Consider the following 19,849-nt stretch of genomic DNA (forward strand, 5'->3'; position numbering starts at 1 on the left):
CATGCGGCACGCGGCTTGCCGCCCTAACGCGATGCCAGGCCCATGCTTTTTACATGGGCGGGCACGATCACGCCGCTGGCCAGTTTTTCGGCCGGTACCCGCATCAGCACTTCGCCGCCCACGCTGCCGTCGTCGCGCAAGTCGATGCGCATGGCCAGTTGCTGGTCGAGCGCCACGAAGCTGTCGCTGCCGGTGGCGATGATGCGGTGTTCTTCCTGGTCATCGATGCGCGCATACATCATGGCGCCGATAGTTCCCGCGTTGCGCAGGTAGAGCACTTGCCCGTTCGACAGCTCATAGCCGCCGCGGAATGGGGCAAACCTTTCCGCACTCATGAAATGTTTGTGTGCCGGCAATTCGATCGTGTGCAGGCGTCCGCCGGGAACGACGACCGTCTGGCTGTCGGGCAGCGTTTGCGCATTTGCCAGCAGGGCGCAGACGCCCAGGGTGCCGGCCAAGATCCATGTTTTCATTTTTTTACCCATCCTTGAACTTTGGTGCCGTCCGCTGCCGGCGCGGCGATGTTGATGCGGGTGACAGGGGAACCGAACCGGCTGGTCCGCAAGCGCTGCTGTCACACTGGCAAGGCGCGGGCTGCCGGTGTTGCCAGTGTAGACAGGCAAGATGCACCGCGCATCATCCGATCGGATGACACGGCCTCATGCATCGAGCACGGTCAGGTGCGCCGTGGCGCCGTGGATCAGGGCAATCAGCTCGCCCTGGCGCCGCGTATCCGTCTTCAAATAGGTGTGGTGCAGATGCGTCTTGACGGTGTTGACGCTGATGCCACCCTGCGCGGCGATTTCTTCGATGGTGGCCCCTTGCGCCAGCGCCTTGCCCACTTGCGCCTCCGCTTGCGTCAAGTCAAACAGCTGGCGCAAGGCAGGGACGGACGTGCTTGCTTTGGTGGGATCGCGCGCGATCAGCAGCGCGCATGGCGGCTGGCAATCGGCAAGCGGGGTGACGGTCAGGGCCAGGGGGCTTTGCTGCTTGCGCGTCAGGCGCAGCGACTGGCATTGCGCCGCGCCGCCGGCGCTGGCAATCACCAGGCGCACGGCGCGCATCAGAGCGGGCGGGGCAGCGTGTTCCAGCTGCGCCGCATGCAGGGCATGGCCGGCGGGAGTGGCGAAACGCAATCCGAGGTTGGCGTCGAGCACCAGCACGACGGCGCCCATCGCGTCGAGCGCTGCCAGCGCACAGTGGCTGGCCAGCTGCGCTTCGCGCAAGCGCTGCTGCAGGCACAGGGCGCGCTGCAGATGCGGCAAGAGCTCCTGCCATTGCTGGCCGCTGAGGCCAGCGCTGTCGAGCTGCGGCCAGTCGCCGATGCCGCAGGCCGAGTCGTACATGGCGCCGATCAGTTTGCCCACATTCATTGCCGTGCTCATGCTTGCCCCCAATCCTGATTACATCAGTGTGCCGCGGGCGTGCAGGTGCGGAACTGGGTAAGGGCAGTGTGGTACAGCGATTAGCCCCACCTTTGTAAGGAAGGGCTGGACGCTGCCATCTGGCCTGGGCATCTTTCAAGATAGTATAAATATGGCACCGCTGCAATGCGGTGCTGCAGCGGATTACGGATGTCCGCTACGCACTTTCGGCAACCAGGCGTTCCAGGAGCATGCGGGATTTCGCGTCCCTGGCATGAACACAAGGTCACCAAGCTCTTTTGGGCCGAGCGCGCCTGTGACGTTCGCGTGCAACGATCAAGTTTCCGCTCTGGCTGCAGTCAGTGCAACCTGGAATGGACCGGTGCCAGGCGCAGCAATGGTCAAAGTCAAATGCATGATGACTTGGCCGTTCATCGATACCGCATAGCTCGTGCTCGATAGGCTTGCAGTCGCACTGGCCGGCGTGACCATCTTCGATTGGTAGGTGGCCCCCTGGGTCTTCAAATAATCCAGGAAGCCGACCACCAGATTCCTGGTCATCAACGCGTCCAGGTCATTTGCAAAGACATTGCATGCGCTCTCGCCGATACTCGTCAGGACGAAGCGCGAGTTGTCGAGTTGCACGTTCCAGGCGTTACCAGAGTAAGCCCCCAAATATGCTGCCGCATCGGTGCTTGATAGCCTTTGAAAGCCCGGCCGTGCTAACCAGGCCTGGAATTTTTCCGGATAGGGGAAGTTCATAAAACAGCCTTGCACGAACTGGTCAACGACCTGCGCGGTAGCCAATTCGGACGCTTTAGGAGAAGCACAAGCAGCGAAAGGGGAAACAAACAGCAGAAGTGCCGCAACGATTTTCTTCATGAATAACCTTAAATTTAGTTGCTATCTATCCGTTTCTGGCCGCTACTGGATGGCCGGAATAGTTCAGTGTACGAGGTTGTTGCTTTCACGGCAAGTTCGTCAGGTGCCCGATGGGCGAGGACAAGGAAACTGGCAGGCGGCACGGGCCAGGGACAAAAAATCCCGGAAAATGGTGATTTTGACCGCGTGCTATAGCATCCGAAGCAATCGGACACATGGAAAACATATCCATAGGGTAAGCTTCGGGGCTAAGCTATTTCGCAACTCTATCAAAATTACATGACCTCCATAATGATCCCCGATGTCGCCCTGGTCGACAATACCGAACAACGCACGCCGCTGGTGCTCGTGCTGGACTGCTCCGGCAGCATGGATGGCGAGCCCGTCTCGCTGCTCAACGAAGGCCTGGCCTTGCTGGAACAGGAACTCAAGTCCGATGTGATCGCCGCCAAGCGCGTGCGCATCCTGGTGATTCAATATGGCGCCCACGATGAAGCCGTGGTGGCCAGCAACTGGTGCGATGCCATGGATTTCACGGCGCCACGGCTGGAAGCGAACGGCACCACGCCGACCGGCGCGGCCGTCGAGCTGGCCCTGGCCGAGATCGAGCAGGAAAAGCAGCGTTTCCGCCAGGCGGGCGTGGCGTACACGCGGCCGTGGCTGTTCTTGATGTCCGACGGCGAGCCGACAGACCGCTGGCAGCATGGCGCCGAACAGGCGCGCGCGGCCGAGCAGGCCAATAAAGTGGCGATCTTCCCCATCGCCGTGGGCGACAACGCGAATATCGATTCCCTGGGGCAGTTTTCCAGCCGTGGCGAACGGGGCGTGAAGCAGTTGAAAGGCTTGCAGTTCCGCGAACTGTTCCTGTGGCTGAGCGCCAGCATGCAGGTGGTGTCGCAATCGCGTCCCGGTGCGCAGGCGCAACTGGCCTCGACGGACGGCTGGTCCGTCGTGAATACGTGAAAGCCCGCTGATCCATGGCGATAGGAAACATGCATAGCAAGCAGTGGCGCGTGTTCGGCGCCTCCGTCACGGGCAAGGCGCACCTGGATAAGGATATTCCTTGCCAGGACGCGCACGCGCACGCCGTCGTGAACGACGTTCTGGTCGCCATCGTCTGCGATGGCGCCGGTTCTGCCAGGCTCAGCGAGCAGGGCGCGCAGTTTGTTGCCACGCACACCGTGCAGGCGCTGGCCGGTAGACTGGAGCAGGGCGCCACCGTGCAGGACTTACATGACGGCGCGCTGGCCGGCATCCTGGCGCAGATCCGCGCCGCGCTGGACGACATCGCCCGCGCCGCCAACGCCACCCTGGATGACTACGCCTCCACTGTCGTCGGTGTGGTCATGGGGCAAGATACCGGCTTCTTCTTCCACCTGGGCGATGGCCTGGGCGTGGCGCAACTGCTTGATGGCGGCGAACTGATCTCGCTGCCCGCCAACGGCGAATACGCCAACGAAACATATTTCATCAGCGGCGAGCGCTGGCGCGAACAGCTGCGCCTGCTGCCGATTCCCCGGTCCGTGCGCGGCGTGGTGCTGATGTCCGATGGCTGCATGCCCTTTGCCATGAGCAAGAACAATGCGGCCCTGTATGCGCCGTTCATGGATGCCGTGCAAGGTTATCTGTGCACGGTCGACAGCGTGGAGCTGGGCAATACGGCGCTGGCCTCCACCCTGGCCGACCCGCGCACGCACCAGATCACGGGCGACGACAAGACCCTGCTGCTGGCTTTGCGCGCATGAGCCGGAAGCAGGGTGTGACACCGGGCCTGAGTCCGGGTGGAAAAATTTGGCTGGATAAAGTCCGCAGCCTGGTCCTGGGAAAGCTCATCAAGAGCGGCGGCGCAGGCAGCGTGTATCTGCTGCCCGGCGCGCCTGCGCAGGTCGCCAAGCTGTACCACCCGCACCTGGACCGGGCCGCCAACCGGCGCAAGCTTGAAGCGATGCTGGAACTGTCGCCCGAGCTTCCCGATCAATTGGAAAACGGCAAGCGCTACGTGCAGATCGCCTGGCCGCAAGCGGCCGTGTTCGACGGCCAGGGCGGTTTTGCCGGCTTCGTCATGCCTTTGCTGGACATGGCGCAGACGGCCGAGCTGGAACAGATCATGCAGGAGCGCCAGGCGCGCGCGGCCGGCCTGCCCACGGGACTCGGTCCCAAGCTGACCCTGGCCGCCAACCTGGCCGCCGTCATCGATGCGCTGCACCAGCAGCAGCATTACGTGGTCGATCTGAAACCCGTGAATCTGCGCTTTTACCGCGATTCGCTGTACATCGCCATGCTCGATTGCGACGGTTTCAGCATCCAGGGCCATGCCGAGCGGTTTCCTGCCGAGCAATTCACGGCCGACTACCTGGCGCCCGAATTCCAGCGCAAGGGTATGCCTGCGGGCACGGAAATGACGCAAGACCGTTTTGCGCTGGCCGTCGTCATCTTTCAATTGCTCAACTTTGGCATTCACCCATACAGCGGGCGGCCCGGCAATGCGCAAGTGGCGACCGATATTCCCGGGCGCATCCGCGACGGCTGCTATGCGTATGGAATAAAACGCCACAAGCAGCTGGCGCCCAACGCCACCAGCGGCCATGCGCTGATGCCGCCCGAGCTGCGGGCCATGTTCGACCGCGCCTTTTCGCCTTCACCGAAGCCGCAGCGGCCTTCGGCGGCCGACTGGGCGCAATTGCTGCGCGGCTATGCGCAGCGCAGCGGCGGCAAGCTCGTTGTGTGTACCGCGAATCCCGAACACCAGCATTTTACGGGCCAGGGTTGCGCGGCTTGCGCGCGCGACAAGGTCATCGGCGCGGCCGCGCAGGCATCCGTGCAGGCGCAGCAGATGCAGCGGCAACAGCAATCGTTGCCGCAGCAGCGCAGCGCACGCGGCGCGCACCATACGGCGCCGGGGCAGACGCCTGTGCTGTTGCCTGCGGGCGGTGGGCAGGCCAATGCGGTCGGCATTTCCGGCAAGGGCTGGGCCGTGGTGGTGTTGCTGATCGTGCTGTTCCTCATCGGCTTTACGGCCTGGACCTCGTCGTCGGATGAAGTGAAGGACAAGGCCAGTTTGCAGGCGCAAGCCGACCAGGCGGCTGGCCTGGAAGTATTTGGCTGGCGCCAGCGCAGGGCGGCCGGTTTCCAGCAGTCCGACGCGCGCAAGGCCGTGTACAGCCTGTCGCAAGCGATGACCAAGGGCGACGATGACGCCGTCACGCGCGGCTTGCAGCTGCTGTACCGGGCCGGCGAGGACAAGTCGTCGCGCTACGAGGGAGACAAGGTGCGCGCGCGCCTGCGTACCACCTTGATGGAAGGCCTGGGTGCGATGCCCTTCTATGCTCCCGAATTGGCGAAGACCTATCTTGACCAGTTGCAAGCCGACCCGCGCGACCACCTGGCGGCGGCGGCCATGGGCCGCATGCACCTGAGCCTGAACGAACCGCAGGCGGCGCGCCAGTATTTCGAGCAAGCTGTGTGGGCACGCCCCACCGATGGCGTGGCCTGGCTGGGCATCGCGGCCACGGCCCTGATGCGCGGCGGCGACGAACAGGATGCCGTCAACCTGGTGGCGCTGGCGCAGTTGACGGCCTACCGCTATGCGGTGGAAAACGCCATGCCGACGGAACCGGGTGAACTGGCCGACAATGGCGTCGCCGCCACGGCAAAACGCATGGAGCGGGCCGCCAAGGTGCTGCGCATGGTCCAGGCGGGTTCCTACGAGAAGCGCTGGGACAAGGCGCTGGCCGATGGCGCGCTGCTGGCGGCAAAACTCAAGGCCTTGCCGCCCTTGCCGGACCAGCCTGCGGGCGTGCTGCGCGAGACGATGACGACGGTTGATTACGGCGTGCTCGACAAGCAGAATGCGACGGGCGAAAACCGCTTGACCCTGTCGATTGCCGCCGACGGCACCCTGACGCATGCGGTGGCGGAAATGCCGATGGAACCCCAGTTGAACAAGGTCATGCAGGACAGCGTGAAGCGCTGGACCTATTTGCCGGCCGTCAAGCATGGCCAGTTGCGGGATGCCAAGGCGGAGGTGCTGGTGCGCTACCGCAATGGCCGGGTCAGCTTTGTGCCGGCCGAGCCGCGTGTCTCGCCGGAAGATTAAAGGAATCGTATGAAAATCAAGACCCTCTGCGCGCTGCTTGGCGCCTCCTTGCTGTGGCCCGCGCTGTCGCAGGCGGAAATCGTGCAGCGCCTGGTGCTGACAGCCATCGCCGCCGAGCAGGACAGCGAAGGCGGCGATGTGTTCACGATTGCCGGCACGACGGCCTGCGGCGGCAAGCAGATACGCATGGATGCCCGCTCGGTGAACCTGGACGAGGCGCCGTACGAAGCGCTGAAAGTCCAGCTTGCTGAACGCATGCGCGCCAGGACGCCCATGCTCGTCACCCTGAAAAAATGCCCGGAGGATGCGAGCGTGCCCATCGTGCGCCAGATCGCCGCCTGCACGCCAGCCGCCTGCGCCGATGGCCGGGCGCGGCTGTACCTGCACGAACGTTTCTACCCCATCGAGCAGGAAAACGCACCCAACGTGCTGCTGTTGCCCTTGCCGAAAGGCAAACTGCCGGGCACGTGGAAGGTGGAGATTTATAGCGTGGCGGGACACAAGCTGCGCCTGTCGGGCCAGGTCAACCGCGCCGACTATGCGCAGGGCGAGCTGGTGGACGGCTATGTCGCGTATTACCCCGACGGCAAGATCGAGAAACAGGTGGCGCAGGATGGGCAGGGCCGGCAGGATGGCGTTACCAGCCTGTATCGTGCGGATGGCAACCTGGAATCGCGTGGCAGCTGGCGGCATGGCTTGCCGGAAGGCACGCACCAGCAATATCACGCCACGGGCCAGCTGCGCGAGGCCAGCGTGTACCGCGAGGGCAAGCGCGTTGACGGCCCCGTGCAGACGTTTGACGAAAATGGCAAGCTGAGCACCAGTTATGTGCTGCGCGATGGACGCATGGAAGGCGAATTGATCGCGTATTTCCCGGATGGAAAGGTGTCGAACCGCACGCAAGTGAGCAGGGGCAAGTTCAATGGCAGCACCACGGATTACTATCCCGATGGCAGCATACACAGCAGCATGACGCAGCGCAACGATCTACCGGTTGGGGAAGCGCTGGAGTTTTATCCGGATGGCAAGGTGCAAACCCGCCAGCAGTATGGTGATGACGGTGGATTGCTCAGCATCCAGCGCTACAGCCCTCAAGGCGTGCTGGTACTGGAAAGACGTTGGGATGCGAAGTTGCGCGAGCAAGGCACGTCGCGCTCGTGGTACGAGAACGGCAAGCCCGAGCAAGCCATCGAGTACGTGAACGACCGTCGCGACGGTTGGAGCCGCAGCTGGCACGAGGATGGCAGCCTGAAGAGCGAATGCCGGTATGTGGCCGGCAAGGCCCAGGGCGCATGTGGTGAGGCGCCACCAGCGCCGGAATTGCAGCGCAAGGAGCAGGCATGGCGCGCACTGTGAAACATCTGTTTGGCGCCATGCTGCTGTTGCCGGCGCTGGCCCATGCCGAGATCGTGCAGCGGCAAGTGATCACGGAGATCACGGCCGCGCCTGGCGGCGGCGATATCCTGACCGTGGACGAGGACACGGGCTGCGGCGGACGGCAGCTGCGCATGGATGCGGTGTCAGTCGGACTGAACGAGGAGCAGTATGGCGTCATGAAGGCCGAGCTGGCCAACATGATACGCGACAAGAACCCCTTGCTCGTGCGCCTGCGCGCCTGCCCGGCGCCCGGCCGGACTGGGGCCAAGGCCGAGGCCGAGGCCATTCCCCTCATCCATATGCTGCGCGGCTGCGATGCGCACTGTGCCGACGGCAAGGCGCGGCTCTACCTGAACCACAACCTGTCGCGCGGCGAAGTGATGGAAGAGGCGCGCTATGCGCTGGTCCTGCCGCTGCCACCCGGCAAGACACCGGGCACCTGGCAAGTCGCGATCTATCATGTGCGCGAAGGCGAGCCGAAGCGGCTGATTGGCCAGGTCAACGATCCCGATTATCTGCGTGGCAAGCTGGTGGGCAACTACAGCATGTATTACCCGCATGGCCAGCTGGAAATGCAGGTGGAGCAGGATGGGCGCGGCGTGCAGGAGGGCGTGCAGGTCCGCTATTATCCGGACGGTCAGCTGTCCATGCGGACTACCTGGCGCAATGGCGTGCAGGAGGGTGAGGAACAGGCTTATCACCAGAATGGCAAGCTCCTCGAGTCGCGCACCTACCGCAACGGCGCCCGCGCCGATGGTGTGGTGGAAACGTTCGACAAGGACGGCAAGCTGCGCACGCGCACGACCCAGGTCAAGGGCCGGACGGATGGCGAGCTGCTGCTGTTCTATCCGGATGGCGCCGTGGAAAGCCGCAGCCAGCATGATAACGGCATCATGACGGGGCCCAGCACCCGCTATTTCCCGGATGGCAAGGTGCAGCGCACCGCCAACTACCTTGACGGCAAGCCAGTCGGCGAGAGCGTCGAATACTATCCGGACGGTAAAGTCGCCATCAAGCGCACGCACAGCGGCCACTTTGTCTTGCGCAGCACACAGCGTTTCAGCCGGACGGGCGTATTGATCGTGCACAAGCTGTGGAACGCGGGCGGCCGCGAGGAGGGCGCGCTGCGTTCCTGGTATGCGAATGGCAAGCCGAGGCAACTGATCGAGTACGTGGATGGCGAACGCCAGGGCTGGACGCGGCACTGGCGTGAAGATGGCAGTGTGGAAAGCGAGTGCCGCTATGTGGCGGACGAGCCGCAGGGGGAGTGTACGGGGGCGTCCGCCAAGATGTCGTACACGGAGGATGGGATCGAGTTTGAGATGCCGAAACTGTGATCGGGGGAAGTCGTTGCCGTTCGATCAGCGATGTGTTGCCAGCTTTTTGCGGGGCATATACAGGTACTGGAGATGACGCTGGATGGCGCCCGATTTCGACCGCCAGGTTGCCCCGGATCCGACTGGAATTGTCGAGCAAATCCGGCTTGGCGCGAGTCCGCTCGGATGGTCAGGATTTTTGCGGCAAGGTCAGGCCGCTTTGAAACGCCAGCTTGATGTCCTTTTCGTGCAAATAGGCGGATGATTCCCAAACCTCACCTGCTTGAAGCTTGGTGTAGGTCTCAATGATATTACGGCGCCACGGGGATGGTCTGGAAGCAACGTAGCCAGTGAAAAAACGCTGCGCCTGTTCTTGCGTCCCGAAGCACAACAAGAATGCCAGAGGGGCAGACGTTGGATCGCAAATGGCGGGAAAGCCGCCCCCATGCGACGCAAGATGTTCAAGCGCCCGCGGATGATCGGCGAACAAAGAGAAAAGCGGCAGGGCGCGTTCGGTCAGCAACTGGCACATTTCCTCAATCGAGGAACGCGCCGTCAAATCCGCCACCTGCCAGATAATGGCGCTGGCATTTTTTTCGGGCCGAAGTAAGCCGCCGAGTAGAACGTAACCATCGCAAGCTGCGCCGGTTCCCCTCTGCGCAAGCCACTTCTTAAGAGCTTTGCTGGCGATGGAGAGGTCGACCTTCATGCGAACATCGCTGCGGGAATTATAGCGTTTGGACTCGAACGATACCTCGAAAACGGTGTCCTTGTCGGCAGCCATCTTCTTCCAGACGGTTCCTGCCTTGTTGGGTTTAAACCCATGCGGCGCGAGAAAATTCCCGACTTCCTGGCAAGCATGAAGAAACTGGGCTTTTGGATCGCGCTGACGGTTGGCGGGATCGGCCGACCACGCTTGCCATTGACTGTAGCGCTGGTCGAGCATGGGTTTCAGTTGATCGAATTTCTCCCAGGTATCCTGGACGTGATAGACGCTGGCATACTCAAAGCCATGCGCGGCGGCGTGACGGTTGAATACGTCACAATAGTCTTGCAAGAAGCTGCCATGCTGTTGGGCGAATGGCGACTTTTTATCGTAATAGTCAACGGTGAAAGCATTGCCCTGATCGTTGAGATCGTCTTCCCATAGCTTGCCATCGCAAGCCTCGATCAGAAATTGAAGTCCGGTCATTTCCCGACTTGCCAAACGCCTTAGCTCGTCGGGGGAGTCTGTGCGGTGAAAATCGCTCGCCATGCCCTCGTTAAGCAACCAGGCCAGGAACATGCCGATATGGATACCGCCATTTTCTTCTGGCAAGTCATCGGGATATTTTCCGCCAGAATGCCAATCAATCCTGTCATACGCCATTGTGCAAACCTATAAAAATATCAAGATGGCAGCCCTGAGTTGTGCTGGCGCAATTGCCAGCCTGTCTGTCACGCCCTGATCCGGGCAGTGGACGACAGTTATTTTCCTCAGAGCATACGAATGATCTTTGCTTTTCTCAGGCCGCTGTTGGCCGATGGCGGAACACCGCAATGACTCATCCCACGATGTGCCTGCTTTCAGAGTTAGGAGGGACTACCGGTGCGGCGGCGTCAGCACGCTGGCTATCGCCTTCGGCAAGGTTTCCGGATAATCGCGGCTGAAGTGCAAGCCGCGGCTTTCGCGGCGGGACAGGGCGCTGTTGACGATCATCGAGGCCACGTCGACGAGGTTGCGCAGTTCCAGTAAATCGTGCGTGATGCGGAAGTTGCGGTAGTACTCGTCGATCTCTTCCTTCAAGAGCGCGATGCGGTGCTGGGCCCGTTCCAGGCGTTTGGTCGTGCGTACGATGCCCACGTAATTCCACATGAAGCGGCGCAGCTCGTCCCAGTTGTGGGAAATCACCACTTCCTCATCCGCATCCGTGACCCGGCTTTCATCCCAGTCGGGCAGGTATGGCGTGCCCAGCTTTTCCTTGCTTTCGATATCCTGCGCGCAGGCGCGGCCGATGACGATGCATTCCAGCAAGGAATTCGACGCCAGGCGGTTCGCCCCATGCAAGCCCGTGCAGGCTGTCTCGCCGACCGCATACAGGCCCGGCAAGTCGGCCCGGCCCGCCAGATCCGTCACGACGCCGCCGCACGTATAGTGGGCGGCGGGCACGATGGGGATAGGCTGCTTGGTGATGTCGATGCCCAGTTCCAGGCAGCGCGCGTAGATGGTGGGGAAGTGTTCGATGAGGAATTCGGCCGGCTTGTGGCTGATGTCCAGGTGCACGTAATCGAGGCCCCGTTTCTTGATCTCGAAGTCGATGGCGCGCGCCACCACGTCGCGCGGCGCCAGTTCGGCCCGTTCGTCGTGGGCCAGCATGAAGCGCTGGCCGGCTGCAGCGCCCGCTTCGGGCGGCAGTTTCAGCAAGCCGCCTTCGCCACGGATGGCTTCGGTGATCAAAAACGATTTCGCGTACGGGTGGTACAAGCACGTGGGGTGGAACTGGATGAATTCCATGTTTGACACGCGGCAGCCGGCGCGCCAGGCCATGGCGATGCCGTCGCCGCTGGCCGTGTCGGGATTCGTTGTATATAAATACACCTTGCCGGCGCCGCCCGTGGCCAGCACGGTGTGCTCGGCGGCAAACGTCAGCACTTTACCCGTTTGCTCATCCTGCACGTACAGGCCATGGCAATGGGGCTGGGCATTGCGCTGCGTGGGCTTCATGCCCAGCTTGTCGGAGGTGATCAGGTCGATCGCGCAATGGTGTTCGAACAGGCTGATGTTCGGGTGGGCGCGCACCTTTTCTTCCAGGGTTACTTGCACGGCATGCCCGGTGGCGTCGGCCGCGTGGATGATGCGGCGCTGGCTGTGTCCGCCTTCGCGGGTCAGGTGGAAACCCAGCTCGGCCGTGGCGTCGCGCGTAAACGGCACGCCTTGCTCGATCAGCCATTCGATGGCTTCGCGGCCGTGCTCGACGATGTAGCGCGTGGCGCTCTCGTCGCACAGGCCGCCGCCGGCGATCAGGGTGTCTTCGATGTGCTGCTGGTGGCTGTCGCCCGAGTCCAGCACGGCCGCGATCCCGCCTTGCGCCCAGTTGCTGGCGCCATCGAGCAGCGCGCGTTTGGAAATGATCGCGACGGTGCGCGTCTCAGCTAAATGCAGTGCAACCGATAAACCCGCCAGGCCACTGCCGACAATCGCTACATCAAATTTCATGACATTTATCTTTTTTCAGGGGAAGCATACTATAGTCCATTTCACATCAATCGGTAATGTGTTGAGATAAATTCTGCCAGTGAAAGATAGCTGGGACCGTAGCTTGTGGCGTATCAATGTCTTCGTGGAACAGTTCGCCATGATGGCAAGACCGGTGGCAAGCCGCCCTGTGCGCGGCGTGCTGCCTTTGCCGCAGGAGGCCCCATGATCCGCATCTTCAGCCATTACGTCTCGAAAACAGCGTTTATCTTGCTGTTGCTGGAAATCATGATCCTGCTGCTGTCGGCCACCCTGACGTCGCTGCTGTGGCTGGCGGATGGCAGCCGCGTGCTGCGGGTGAGCGAGGTTTACCTGTCTTCCTCGATCTTTGCCCTGGTCATCGTTTTCAGCATGAGCGCGCTGGGCATGTACCAGCACCGCTCGCGCGAAGATATCCGCAACACCTTATTGCGCATCCTGCCGTCGTTCGCCTTGGGTTTTGCCGTGCTGAGCGTGCTGATCCGTTTTATTCCTTCCTTGCATTTCGGACGCGGCAGCGTGCTGATCTTCGGCCTGGGCGCCATCGGCGTGCTGCTGGCGCGCCTGGTGGTGTTCAAATCCTCGCAATCGGCGCTGATGGAAGGCCGGCTGATCCTGGTGGGCGGCGGGGCGCTGGCGCGCGAATGCATGGAGCTGGCGGCGAGCAAGATCGGTTTCCACCAGTTTACGGTGGTCGGCTGCATCGATGTGGCGGGCGAGCGCTGCTGCGTACCGGCCTCGGCCTTGCTGCCGGCCGAACCGTCGCTGCTGGCCATGGCCCAGCGCCATGACGCGCATGAGATCGTCGTATCCGTCAGCGACCGGCGCAATGGGGCGTTTCCTGCCAAGCAACTGCTGGAATGCGCGCTGGGCGGCGTCAAGGTGATCGATGCTGCCACGTTTTTCGAGCGCGAAGCGTGCCAGATCCGCATCGATTCCCTGCAACCGAGCTATCTGATCTATGGCGGCGGATTCGACCAGAGCTTTTTCCGCGCCGCTTCGAAGCGCTTGTTCGACCTGGCTGCCAGCGGGGGCATCTGCCTGGCCGCGCTGCCCGTGATGCTGGCGACGGCCCTGTGCATCCGCCTGGAAGATGGCGGCCCCGTGTTTTACCAGCAAGAGCGGGTAGGGCGTGACGGCTTGCCCTTCAATGTGCTGAAATTTCGCAGCATGCGCTGCGACGCGGAGCGCGATGGCAAGCCCATCTGGGCGCTGGACAACGATGCGCGCATCACGCGTGTGGGCAAGCTGATCCGCAAGCTGCGGATCGACGAGCTGCCGCAAATGCTCAATGTGTTTCGCGGCGAGATGAGTTTCGTGGGACCGCGCCCAGAGCGCGCCTACTTTGTCGAGCAACTGAAGGAGCAGGTGCCGTACTACAACATTCGTCACAGCATCAAGCCAGGCATCACGGGGCTGGCGCAGGTGCGCTATCAATATGGCGCTTCCGTCGACGATGCGGTGAACAAACTGCAATACGACTTGTATTATGTGAAGAACAATAGCCTGTTCCTCGACTTGCTGATCCTGCTCGACACGGTGCAGGTAGTGCTGTTTGGCAAAGGCAGCCGATGATACGGGCGCAGTCGGACTGGCTGGCAGCGGCCGACGCGGCGGCCCTCAGCCATGGCCTGGCGTCGCTGGCTTTCTTCGTGCTGGCGCTGCTGCTCATCAGCAACTGGCGCGCGCGGCAGAATGTGCGCGCCTTGCTGGTCGCTTGCCTGGCGACGGGCGGCTGGGCCACGGGCGCGGTGGTGCTGGTGCTGCTGGGACAGCGCACCGCCTTGGCCGGCGACGCGCTGGAACTGCTGCGCACCCTGGCCTGGCTGGTGTTTTTGCTGCTGCTGATCGAACCGTCGCGGCCCCGCCTGCGCCTCGTGCTGGCCGGCATCGCCCTCACGGCGCTGGCGCCCTGGCTGTTCTCCCTGGCTTCATCCTGGCTGGCCTTGCCATTGCCTGCGCGCATCATTGCCAGTGTCTGCCGTTTGCTGCTGGCCGTGCTGGGCATGTTGCTGGTGGAACAGTGGTACCGCAACACGCCACCGTTGAAGCGCTGGGGCATCAAGTTTGCCTGCCTGGGCGTGGGCGGGCTGTTCGCCTACGATTTCTATCTGTACAGCGACGCCTTGCTGTTTCGCACGGTCAACGATGATATCTGGGCGGCGCGCGGCATCGTCGACGCCCTGTGCGCGCCGCTGCTGGCCGTCTCTGCCGCGCGCAATCCGGGCTGGGCACTGGGCCTGTCCGTCTCGCGCCAGATGCTGTACCGTTCGGCTGCCTTGCTGGGCTCGGCCATCTACCTGCTGGCCATGGCGGCCAGCGCCTATTACTTGCGCTATTTCGGCGGCACCTGGGGTTCCCTGATGCAGATGGCTTACCTGGGCGGCGCGGCCCTGCTGCTGGCGGGCGTGCTGTTTTCCGGCAGCCTGCGCGCCAAGCTCAAGGTGACGATCAATAAACATTTTTACAATGCCATCTTCGATTACCGTGAGGAATGGCTGCGATTTACGCGCGCGCTGTCCGAGGATGGCCCGGCGCTGGGCGAACGCACGATACAGGCCATGGCGCAGCTGGTGGAAAGCCGCGCCGGCGCACTGTGGATCCTGCGCGAACAAGGGCAATTTGCCCCGGCCGCCAGCTGGAACTGGCCGCCGGGCACGTGGAGCGAGCCGGCGTCCGGTCCCCTGTGCCAGTTTCTGGAGGCAAGACTCTGGGTGATCGACGTGCCCGATTGCCAGCAAAATCCGCGCCAGTACGGCGGCTTGCGCTTGCCGCCCGCGCTGCTGGCGCTGCCCGACGTGTGGCTGCTGGTGCCCTTGATGCTGCATGGCCAGCTGTTCGCCTTTGTCGCACTGGCGCGGCCCCGCACGCGCATCGGCTTGAACTGGGAAATCCGCGACGTGCTGAAAATTGCCGGCAGCCAGGCCGCCAGCTACCTGGCGCACCGCGAGTCGCTCGATACCCTGACGGTGGCGCGCCAGTTCGACTCGTTCAACCGCATGTCCACTTTCATCGTGCACGATCTCAAGAATTTGGTGTTCCAGTTGTCGCTGCTACTGAGCAATGCGGAAAAGCACCGCGCCAATCCCGCCTTCCAGGAAGACATGCTGGGCACCCTCGACCATTCCGTGCAGAAAATGAAGACCTTGCTGCAAAAACTGGCGCGCGGCGAGGCGCCGGAAGCACCCGCGCCGCTGCAGCTCGACGGCTTGCTGCGCCAGGCCGTGGCGGCCAAGGCCAGCCTGGCGCCGGCGCCCCGGCTGGAAATCGTCGATGGCGAACTGACGGTGCTGGCCAACCGCGCCCGGCTGGAGCGGGTGCTGGGACATTTGATCCAGAACGCCATCGAGGCGACGGCCAGCGATGGCAAGGTGGCCGTGCGGCTGCGGCGCGTACAGCACACGGCCGTTGTCGAGCTCGACGATACGGGGCAGGGCATGAGCGAGCAATTCATCCGCGAGCGCCTGTTCAAACCGTTCGACACGACCAAGACGGCGGGCATGGGCATCGGCGTGTTCGAAAGCCGCGAATACCTGCGCGAAGTGGGCGGCAGCCTGGAAGTGCGCAGCGAGCCGCAGGTGGGCACGACGTTTCGCGTGATCCTGCCGCTGCATGCGGCATAGCAAAGGAGTGGGGTGCCATGGGCAAGCAAAAACTGCTGGTCATCGAAGACGATCCCGGCCTGCAAAAGCAGCTGCACTGGAGTTTTGACGGCTACGATGTCTTGCTGGCGGGCGAGCGCGAGGCGGCGCTGGCGCTGGTGCGGCGCCACCAGCCGGCCGTCGTGACGATGGACCTGGGCTTGCCGCCCGATCCGGACGGTGCCACGGAAGGCCTCGCCACCTTGCAGCAAATCCTCGCGCTGGCGCCGGACACGAAAGTCATCATCCTGTCGGGCAACCAGGAGCGCGCGCATGCCTTGAAAGCCATCGCGCTGGGCGCCTACGATTTCCACCAGAAACCGTTCGAGGCCGACATGCTGGGCCTGGTCATCGCCCGCGCGTTTTATCTGCACGCGATGCAGCAGGAAAACCGCCGCATGCTGCAGACGCAGGCGGATTCTCCGCTGGCCGGCATCGTCAGCCGCGACCCGGGCATGCTGAAACTGTGCCGCAGCGTGGAAAAAGTGGCGCCCTCGTCGGCCAGCGTGATGCTGCTGGGCGACTCGGGCAGCGGCAAGGAGCTGATTGCGCGGGGCTTGCATGCGCTGTCGAGCCGCCATACGCAACGTTTCGTGGCCATCAATTGCGCGGCCATCCCGGAAAACTTGCTGGAAAGCGAGCTGTTCGGCTATGAGCGGGGCGCGTTTACGGGCGCGGCCCGGCAAACCCTGGGCAAGATCGAACTGGCCCATGGCGGCACCTTCTTTCTCGACGAAATTGGCGACATGCCGATGGCGCTGCAGGCGAAATTGCTGCGCTTCTTGCAGGAAAGAGTGATCGAAAGGGTGGGCGGCCGTGCCGAGATCGCCATCGACGTGCGCATCGTCTGCGCCACGCACCAGGATCTGAAAGTGCTGGCGGAACAGGGGCGTTTCCGCGAAGATCTGTTTTACCGACTCAGCGAAATCGTCCTGCGCATCCCGCCGCTGCGCGAGCGGACCGGCGATTGCACCTTGCTGGCGCAGCATTTCAAGAACAAGTTCTGCGCCAGCGAAGGCCGCAGCAACCTGCATTTCAGCGCCGGCGCGCTGCAGCTCATCGAGGCGTATGGCTGGCCCGGCAATGTGCGCGAAGTGGAAAACTGCATCAAGCGGGCCGTCATCATGAGCGACGGGCCGCAGATCGCGGTCGACGACCTGGGCTTGCCCGCCAGCGCCCAGGCCGCTCCCGCCGATGAATCCATCAATCTGCGTCAGGCCCGCGAAGCGGCCGAGTACAAGGTCATGGTGCGCGCGCTGGCCCGCGCCGACGGCAATATCGCCAAGGCGGCCGAACTGCTGGGCGTGAGCCGGCCCACCCTGTATGACTTGATGGGCCATCACGGCATCAAGTAGCCGCGGGATACTGATATGAATTGAATATCAAGATTGTGTATGGCGTCGCACATACGCTGGCGCCGTCACGGCGCATCCTAGCCTCATCAACAACAAGGAGGGGTTATGAACGCGATCAATTTATTGATGAAGGACCACAAGGCCGTCAAGGCCCTGTTTGCGCAGTATGAGAACCTGAGCGACCGCTCCTTTGCCACCAAGAAAAAACTGGCCGACCAGATCTGCCAGGAATTGACCGTGCACACGCAGCTGGAAGAAGAAATCTTCTACCCGGCCGTGCGCCGCCCGATCCATGACGGCGACCTGATGGATGAAGCCGTCGTCGAGCATGCGAGCGCCAAGGAGCTCATCGCGCAAATTACCGCGATGGATCCCGCCGACGACCTGTACGACGCCAAGGTCAAGGTGCTGTCGGAGCAGATCGAGCACCACGTCAAGGAAGAAGAGGGCGACATGTTTCCCAAAGTGCGCCATACGGCCGTCGACCTCGACGCGCTGGGCAAGGAAATGGCCGCGCGCAAGGAACAGCTGACGGGCGTCGCCGCCTGAGCGGCTTAAAAAATCAACAACCAAGGGAGTATTCCATGCAAGCTACACAATTGTCCGTGTCGGACCTGAACAATCCGGGCGTATCCTGGGGTGCCGTGCTGGCGGGTGCAGCCGCCGCGGCCGCCTTGTCCTTCATTTTGCTGATCCTCGGCGTGGGCCTGGGCCTGTCGTCCGTGTCGCCGTGGTCGTTCAACGCGACGGCCATCGGCGTGTCGACCATCGCCTGGCTGGCCTTCATGCAACTGGCCGCGTCCGGCATCGGCGGCTACATGGCGGGCCGGCTGCGCGTGAAATGGAGTTCCATCCACACGGATGAGGTGCATTTCCGCGATACGGCGCACGGCTTGCTGGCCTGGGCCGTGGCCACCCTGATCACCGTGGCTGTGCTGGCCGGCGGCACGCGCGCCGTGCTGAGCGGCGCCATCGACGCGGGCAGCGGCGTGGCGGCTGCCATAGCCCCCGCAGCGGCAGCGGGCGCAGGTGCTGCTGGCGCTGCAAGCGCCAAGCAAGGCGAGGGCAGCGGCGCCAATCCGCTCGACTATTTCTCGGACATGCTGCTGCGCGCCGCGCCTGCTGCACCGGCTACCACTGCCACCGCCACCGGCACCCTGGCGGCGCCCGCGGCCAATGCCAGCACCGCCGAGCAGCGCGTGGAAATCGGCAAGATCTTCGCCACCGGCCTGACCACGGGCAGCCTGGCTGCAGATGACCGCGCCTACCTGGGCCAGGTCGTGGCCAGCCGTACGGGCTTGACGCAGGCGGAAGCGGAAGCGCGCGTCGACGCCGTCTACGCCCGCGCCGCCAAGGCTGCCGCCGATGCCAAGGCCGCCGCTCAGCAAGCGGCTGAAACGGCCCGCAAGGCCGGTGCCCACACGGCGCTGTGGATGTTCGTCGCCTTGTTGCTGGGCGCTTTCGTGGCCAGCCTGGCGGCAACGTTTGGCGGCCGCCAGCGCGACCATGAGCGCGTGCTGCGCCATGTGACCATTTAATTCACCGATTTAATCTAGGAGACTGCCATGCGTTCCATCCTCTTGCTGCTGCTGGGCATTCCATTGCCCATCGTCATACTGATCGCCCTGTTCGTACATTAATAAGACGTTGACGTAAAAAAAACGGCGCCCGCCGCAAGCCGGGCGCCGTTTGTGTTGAAGCGGGTCCATGTGTAAGATGGCGCGATCTTTCCACCGAGACTATCCATGAATGTGACCGCCCTGCGTCCCTTGCTGAAAACCGCCGCCATCGCTGCCTTTGCCTGCGCCGTGCTGGCCTCGTGTTCCACCCTGATCGGCCCGCGCGACGTGAATGTGTCGCTGAGCAAGATGCAGCAAGGCCTGGAGCGCCGCTTTCCCATCGACAAGCGCGTGCTGTCCGTGCTGGATGTCAAGCTGACCCACCCGCAATTGTCGTTGCAGCCCGAGCGCGAACGAGTCGCCCTCAGCGTGGACGCCAGCGTCTTGCCGCCCTTTATCCGCCAGAGCTGGCGCGGCAGCCTGGCCATGTCGGGCCGCCTCGTGCTCGACGCCCAGCGCAACGCCGTCTACCTGAGCGAAGCGAGCGTGGACAAGGTCGCCATCGATGGCATGGACGAGTCGCAGCAGCGCCAGTTCGCCAAGGTGGCCAGCTTGGTGGCCGACCAGCTCATGCACGAAACGCCGATCTATACCTTCAAACCCGACGAATTGCGCTATGCGGGGGTGCAATTCGTGCCCACGCAGATCCGGACCACGGGCAATGGGCTGACCGTGACGTTCGAGCCGGTGAAGTAGGCTAGGCCTCGAACGCGGGCGCGCCGATTTGCGTGGCCGTGTTATTGCGCGGCGTCGCCTCTTCATGGAACAGGTCGGCCAGGTATTCGCACAGCGCATCGGCTTGAATATCGTCCGGAATGATGAAATCGGCCGGCCGGCGCTTGCCTTCCGCACCGAGATAGCAGGCGCGCCAGGCGCCCTGACTCTCCCGGACGCCAATCAGCGTGCCGAAAATATTGAATCTGAATTCCTGCATCAAACTTCTCCAGTTAAAGAGCCAGGCAAAAAGATGTGGCGAGCGACAGGT

The 19,849-nt window shown here is 62.9% G+C and carries 17 protein-coding genes; 11 read left to right on the forward strand and 6 right to left on the reverse strand.

The window, feature by feature from the left end; translation table 11 throughout:
• Positions 1-23: 23 nt before the first annotated feature.
• The 3 genes from CSQ92_RS06225 to CSQ92_RS06235 all read right to left on the reverse strand — a co-directional run bounded on the left by CSQ92_RS06225 (position 24) and on the right by CSQ92_RS06235 (position 2,246).
• Entirely contained in the window at positions 24-473 is a 450-nt protein-coding gene (locus CSQ92_RS06225) for a hypothetical protein (RefSeq protein ID WP_143450293.1), read from the reverse strand.
• Positions 474-659: 186 nt separating this feature from the next.
• Positions 660-1,385, reverse strand: coding sequence for a helix-turn-helix transcriptional regulator (locus tag CSQ92_RS06230; RefSeq protein ID WP_143450294.1), 726 nt, complete (start codon positions 1,383-1,385; stop codon positions 660-662).
• A gap of 315 nt (positions 1,386-1,700) precedes the next feature.
• Positions 1,701-2,246, reverse strand: coding sequence for an NMCC_0638 family (lipo)protein (locus CSQ92_RS06235; protein ID WP_099393546.1), 546 nt, complete (start codon positions 2,244-2,246; stop codon positions 1,701-1,703).
• A 279-nt stretch (positions 2,247-2,525) separates the two neighbouring features.
• Here CSQ92_RS06235 and CSQ92_RS06240 point away from each other — a divergent pair, with 279 nt between their 5' ends.
• Genes CSQ92_RS06240 through CSQ92_RS06260 form a run of 5 tightly spaced genes read left to right on the forward strand, consistent with a single transcriptional unit; the run spans position 2,526 to position 9,056 of the window.
• On the forward strand, positions 2,526-3,209 hold the full coding sequence (locus tag CSQ92_RS06240) for a vWA domain-containing protein (RefSeq protein ID WP_099393547.1): 684 nt from the start codon (positions 2,526-2,528) through the stop codon (positions 3,207-3,209).
• A gap of 29 nt (positions 3,210-3,238) precedes the next feature.
• Entirely contained in the window at positions 3,239-3,991 is a 753-nt protein-coding gene (locus CSQ92_RS06245; protein ID WP_180276951.1) for a PP2C family serine/threonine-protein phosphatase, read from the forward strand.
• The gene (locus tag CSQ92_RS06250; RefSeq protein ID WP_099393549.1) at positions 3,988-6,342 is read left to right on the forward strand and encodes a hypothetical protein; all 2,355 of its coding nucleotides are present in this window, start codon (positions 3,988-3,990) and stop codon (positions 6,340-6,342) included. Before CSQ92_RS06245 ends, CSQ92_RS06250 begins: the two co-directional genes overlap by 4 nt.
• Before the next feature lie 9 nt (positions 6,343-6,351).
• Positions 6,352-7,698, forward strand: coding sequence for a toxin-antitoxin system YwqK family antitoxin (locus CSQ92_RS06255; RefSeq protein WP_099393550.1), 1,347 nt, complete (start codon positions 6,352-6,354; stop codon positions 7,696-7,698).
• Positions 7,683-9,056 carry a toxin-antitoxin system YwqK family antitoxin gene (locus tag CSQ92_RS06260; protein WP_099393551.1) on the forward strand — a complete coding sequence of 458 codons (1,374 nt, stop codon included), beginning with the start codon at positions 7,683-7,685 and terminating at the stop codon, positions 9,054-9,056. Before CSQ92_RS06255 ends, CSQ92_RS06260 begins: the two co-directional genes overlap by 16 nt.
• 169 nt (positions 9,057-9,225) lie before the next feature.
• Here CSQ92_RS06260 and CSQ92_RS06265 read toward each other — a convergent pair whose 3' ends face one another.
• Both CSQ92_RS06265 and nadB read right to left on the reverse strand, forming a co-directional pair.
• Positions 9,226-10,404, reverse strand: coding sequence for a DUF7832 domain-containing protein (locus tag CSQ92_RS06265; protein ID WP_099393552.1), 1,179 nt, complete (start codon positions 10,402-10,404; stop codon positions 9,226-9,228).
• Between the two features lie 213 nt (positions 10,405-10,617).
• The gene (nadB, locus tag CSQ92_RS06270; protein ID WP_034787348.1) at positions 10,618-12,231 is read right to left on the reverse strand and encodes an L-aspartate oxidase; all 1,614 of its coding nucleotides are present in this window, start codon (positions 12,229-12,231) and stop codon (positions 10,618-10,620) included.
• Between the two features lie 204 nt (positions 12,232-12,435).
• Between nadB and CSQ92_RS06275 the strand changes: the two genes are divergently transcribed.
• From CSQ92_RS06275 to CSQ92_RS06300, 6 genes are all read left to right on the forward strand, one after another.
• Positions 12,436-13,824, forward strand: a complete 1,389-nt coding sequence (locus CSQ92_RS06275) for a TIGR03013 family XrtA/PEP-CTERM system glycosyltransferase (protein WP_099393553.1) — start codon at positions 12,436-12,438, stop codon at positions 13,822-13,824.
• Positions 13,821-15,872, forward strand: coding sequence for an XrtA/PEP-CTERM system histidine kinase PrsK (gene prsK, locus CSQ92_RS06280; RefSeq protein ID WP_099393554.1), 2,052 nt, complete (start codon positions 13,821-13,823; stop codon positions 15,870-15,872). Before CSQ92_RS06275 ends, prsK begins: the two co-directional genes overlap by 4 nt.
• Before the next feature lie 17 nt (positions 15,873-15,889).
• The gene (prsR, locus tag CSQ92_RS06285) at positions 15,890-17,245 is read left to right on the forward strand and encodes a PEP-CTERM-box response regulator transcription factor (protein WP_099393555.1); all 1,356 of its coding nucleotides are present in this window, start codon (positions 15,890-15,892) and stop codon (positions 17,243-17,245) included.
• A 105-nt stretch (positions 17,246-17,350) separates the two neighbouring features.
• Positions 17,351-17,794 (forward strand): hemerythrin domain-containing protein, encoded by a 444-nt coding sequence (locus CSQ92_RS06290; RefSeq protein ID WP_034787351.1) that lies wholly within the window; start codon positions 17,351-17,353, stop codon positions 17,792-17,794.
• A gap of 35 nt (positions 17,795-17,829) precedes the next feature.
• Complete coding sequence (locus CSQ92_RS06295) at positions 17,830-18,783, forward strand: hypothetical protein (RefSeq protein WP_099393556.1); 954 nt, start codon at positions 17,830-17,832, stop codon at positions 18,781-18,783.
• A gap of 207 nt (positions 18,784-18,990) precedes the next feature.
• On the forward strand, positions 18,991-19,560 hold the full coding sequence (locus tag CSQ92_RS06300) for a DUF1439 domain-containing protein (protein WP_099393557.1): 570 nt from the start codon (positions 18,991-18,993) through the stop codon (positions 19,558-19,560).
• Between the two features lies 1 nt (position 19,561).
• On the opposite strand, the gene CSQ92_RS06305 is transcribed toward CSQ92_RS06300, so the two are convergent.
• A complete protein-coding gene (locus CSQ92_RS06305; protein WP_099393558.1) occupies positions 19,562-19,798 on the reverse strand; it encodes a DUF7661 family protein in 237 nt (78 codons plus the stop codon).
• Positions 19,799-19,849: the final 51 nt, after the last annotated feature.

This window comes from Janthinobacterium sp. BJB446 (assembly GCF_002735655.1).
In the GTDB taxonomy this organism is placed as follows: domain Bacteria; phylum Pseudomonadota; class Gammaproteobacteria; order Burkholderiales; family Burkholderiaceae_D; genus Janthinobacterium; species Janthinobacterium lividum.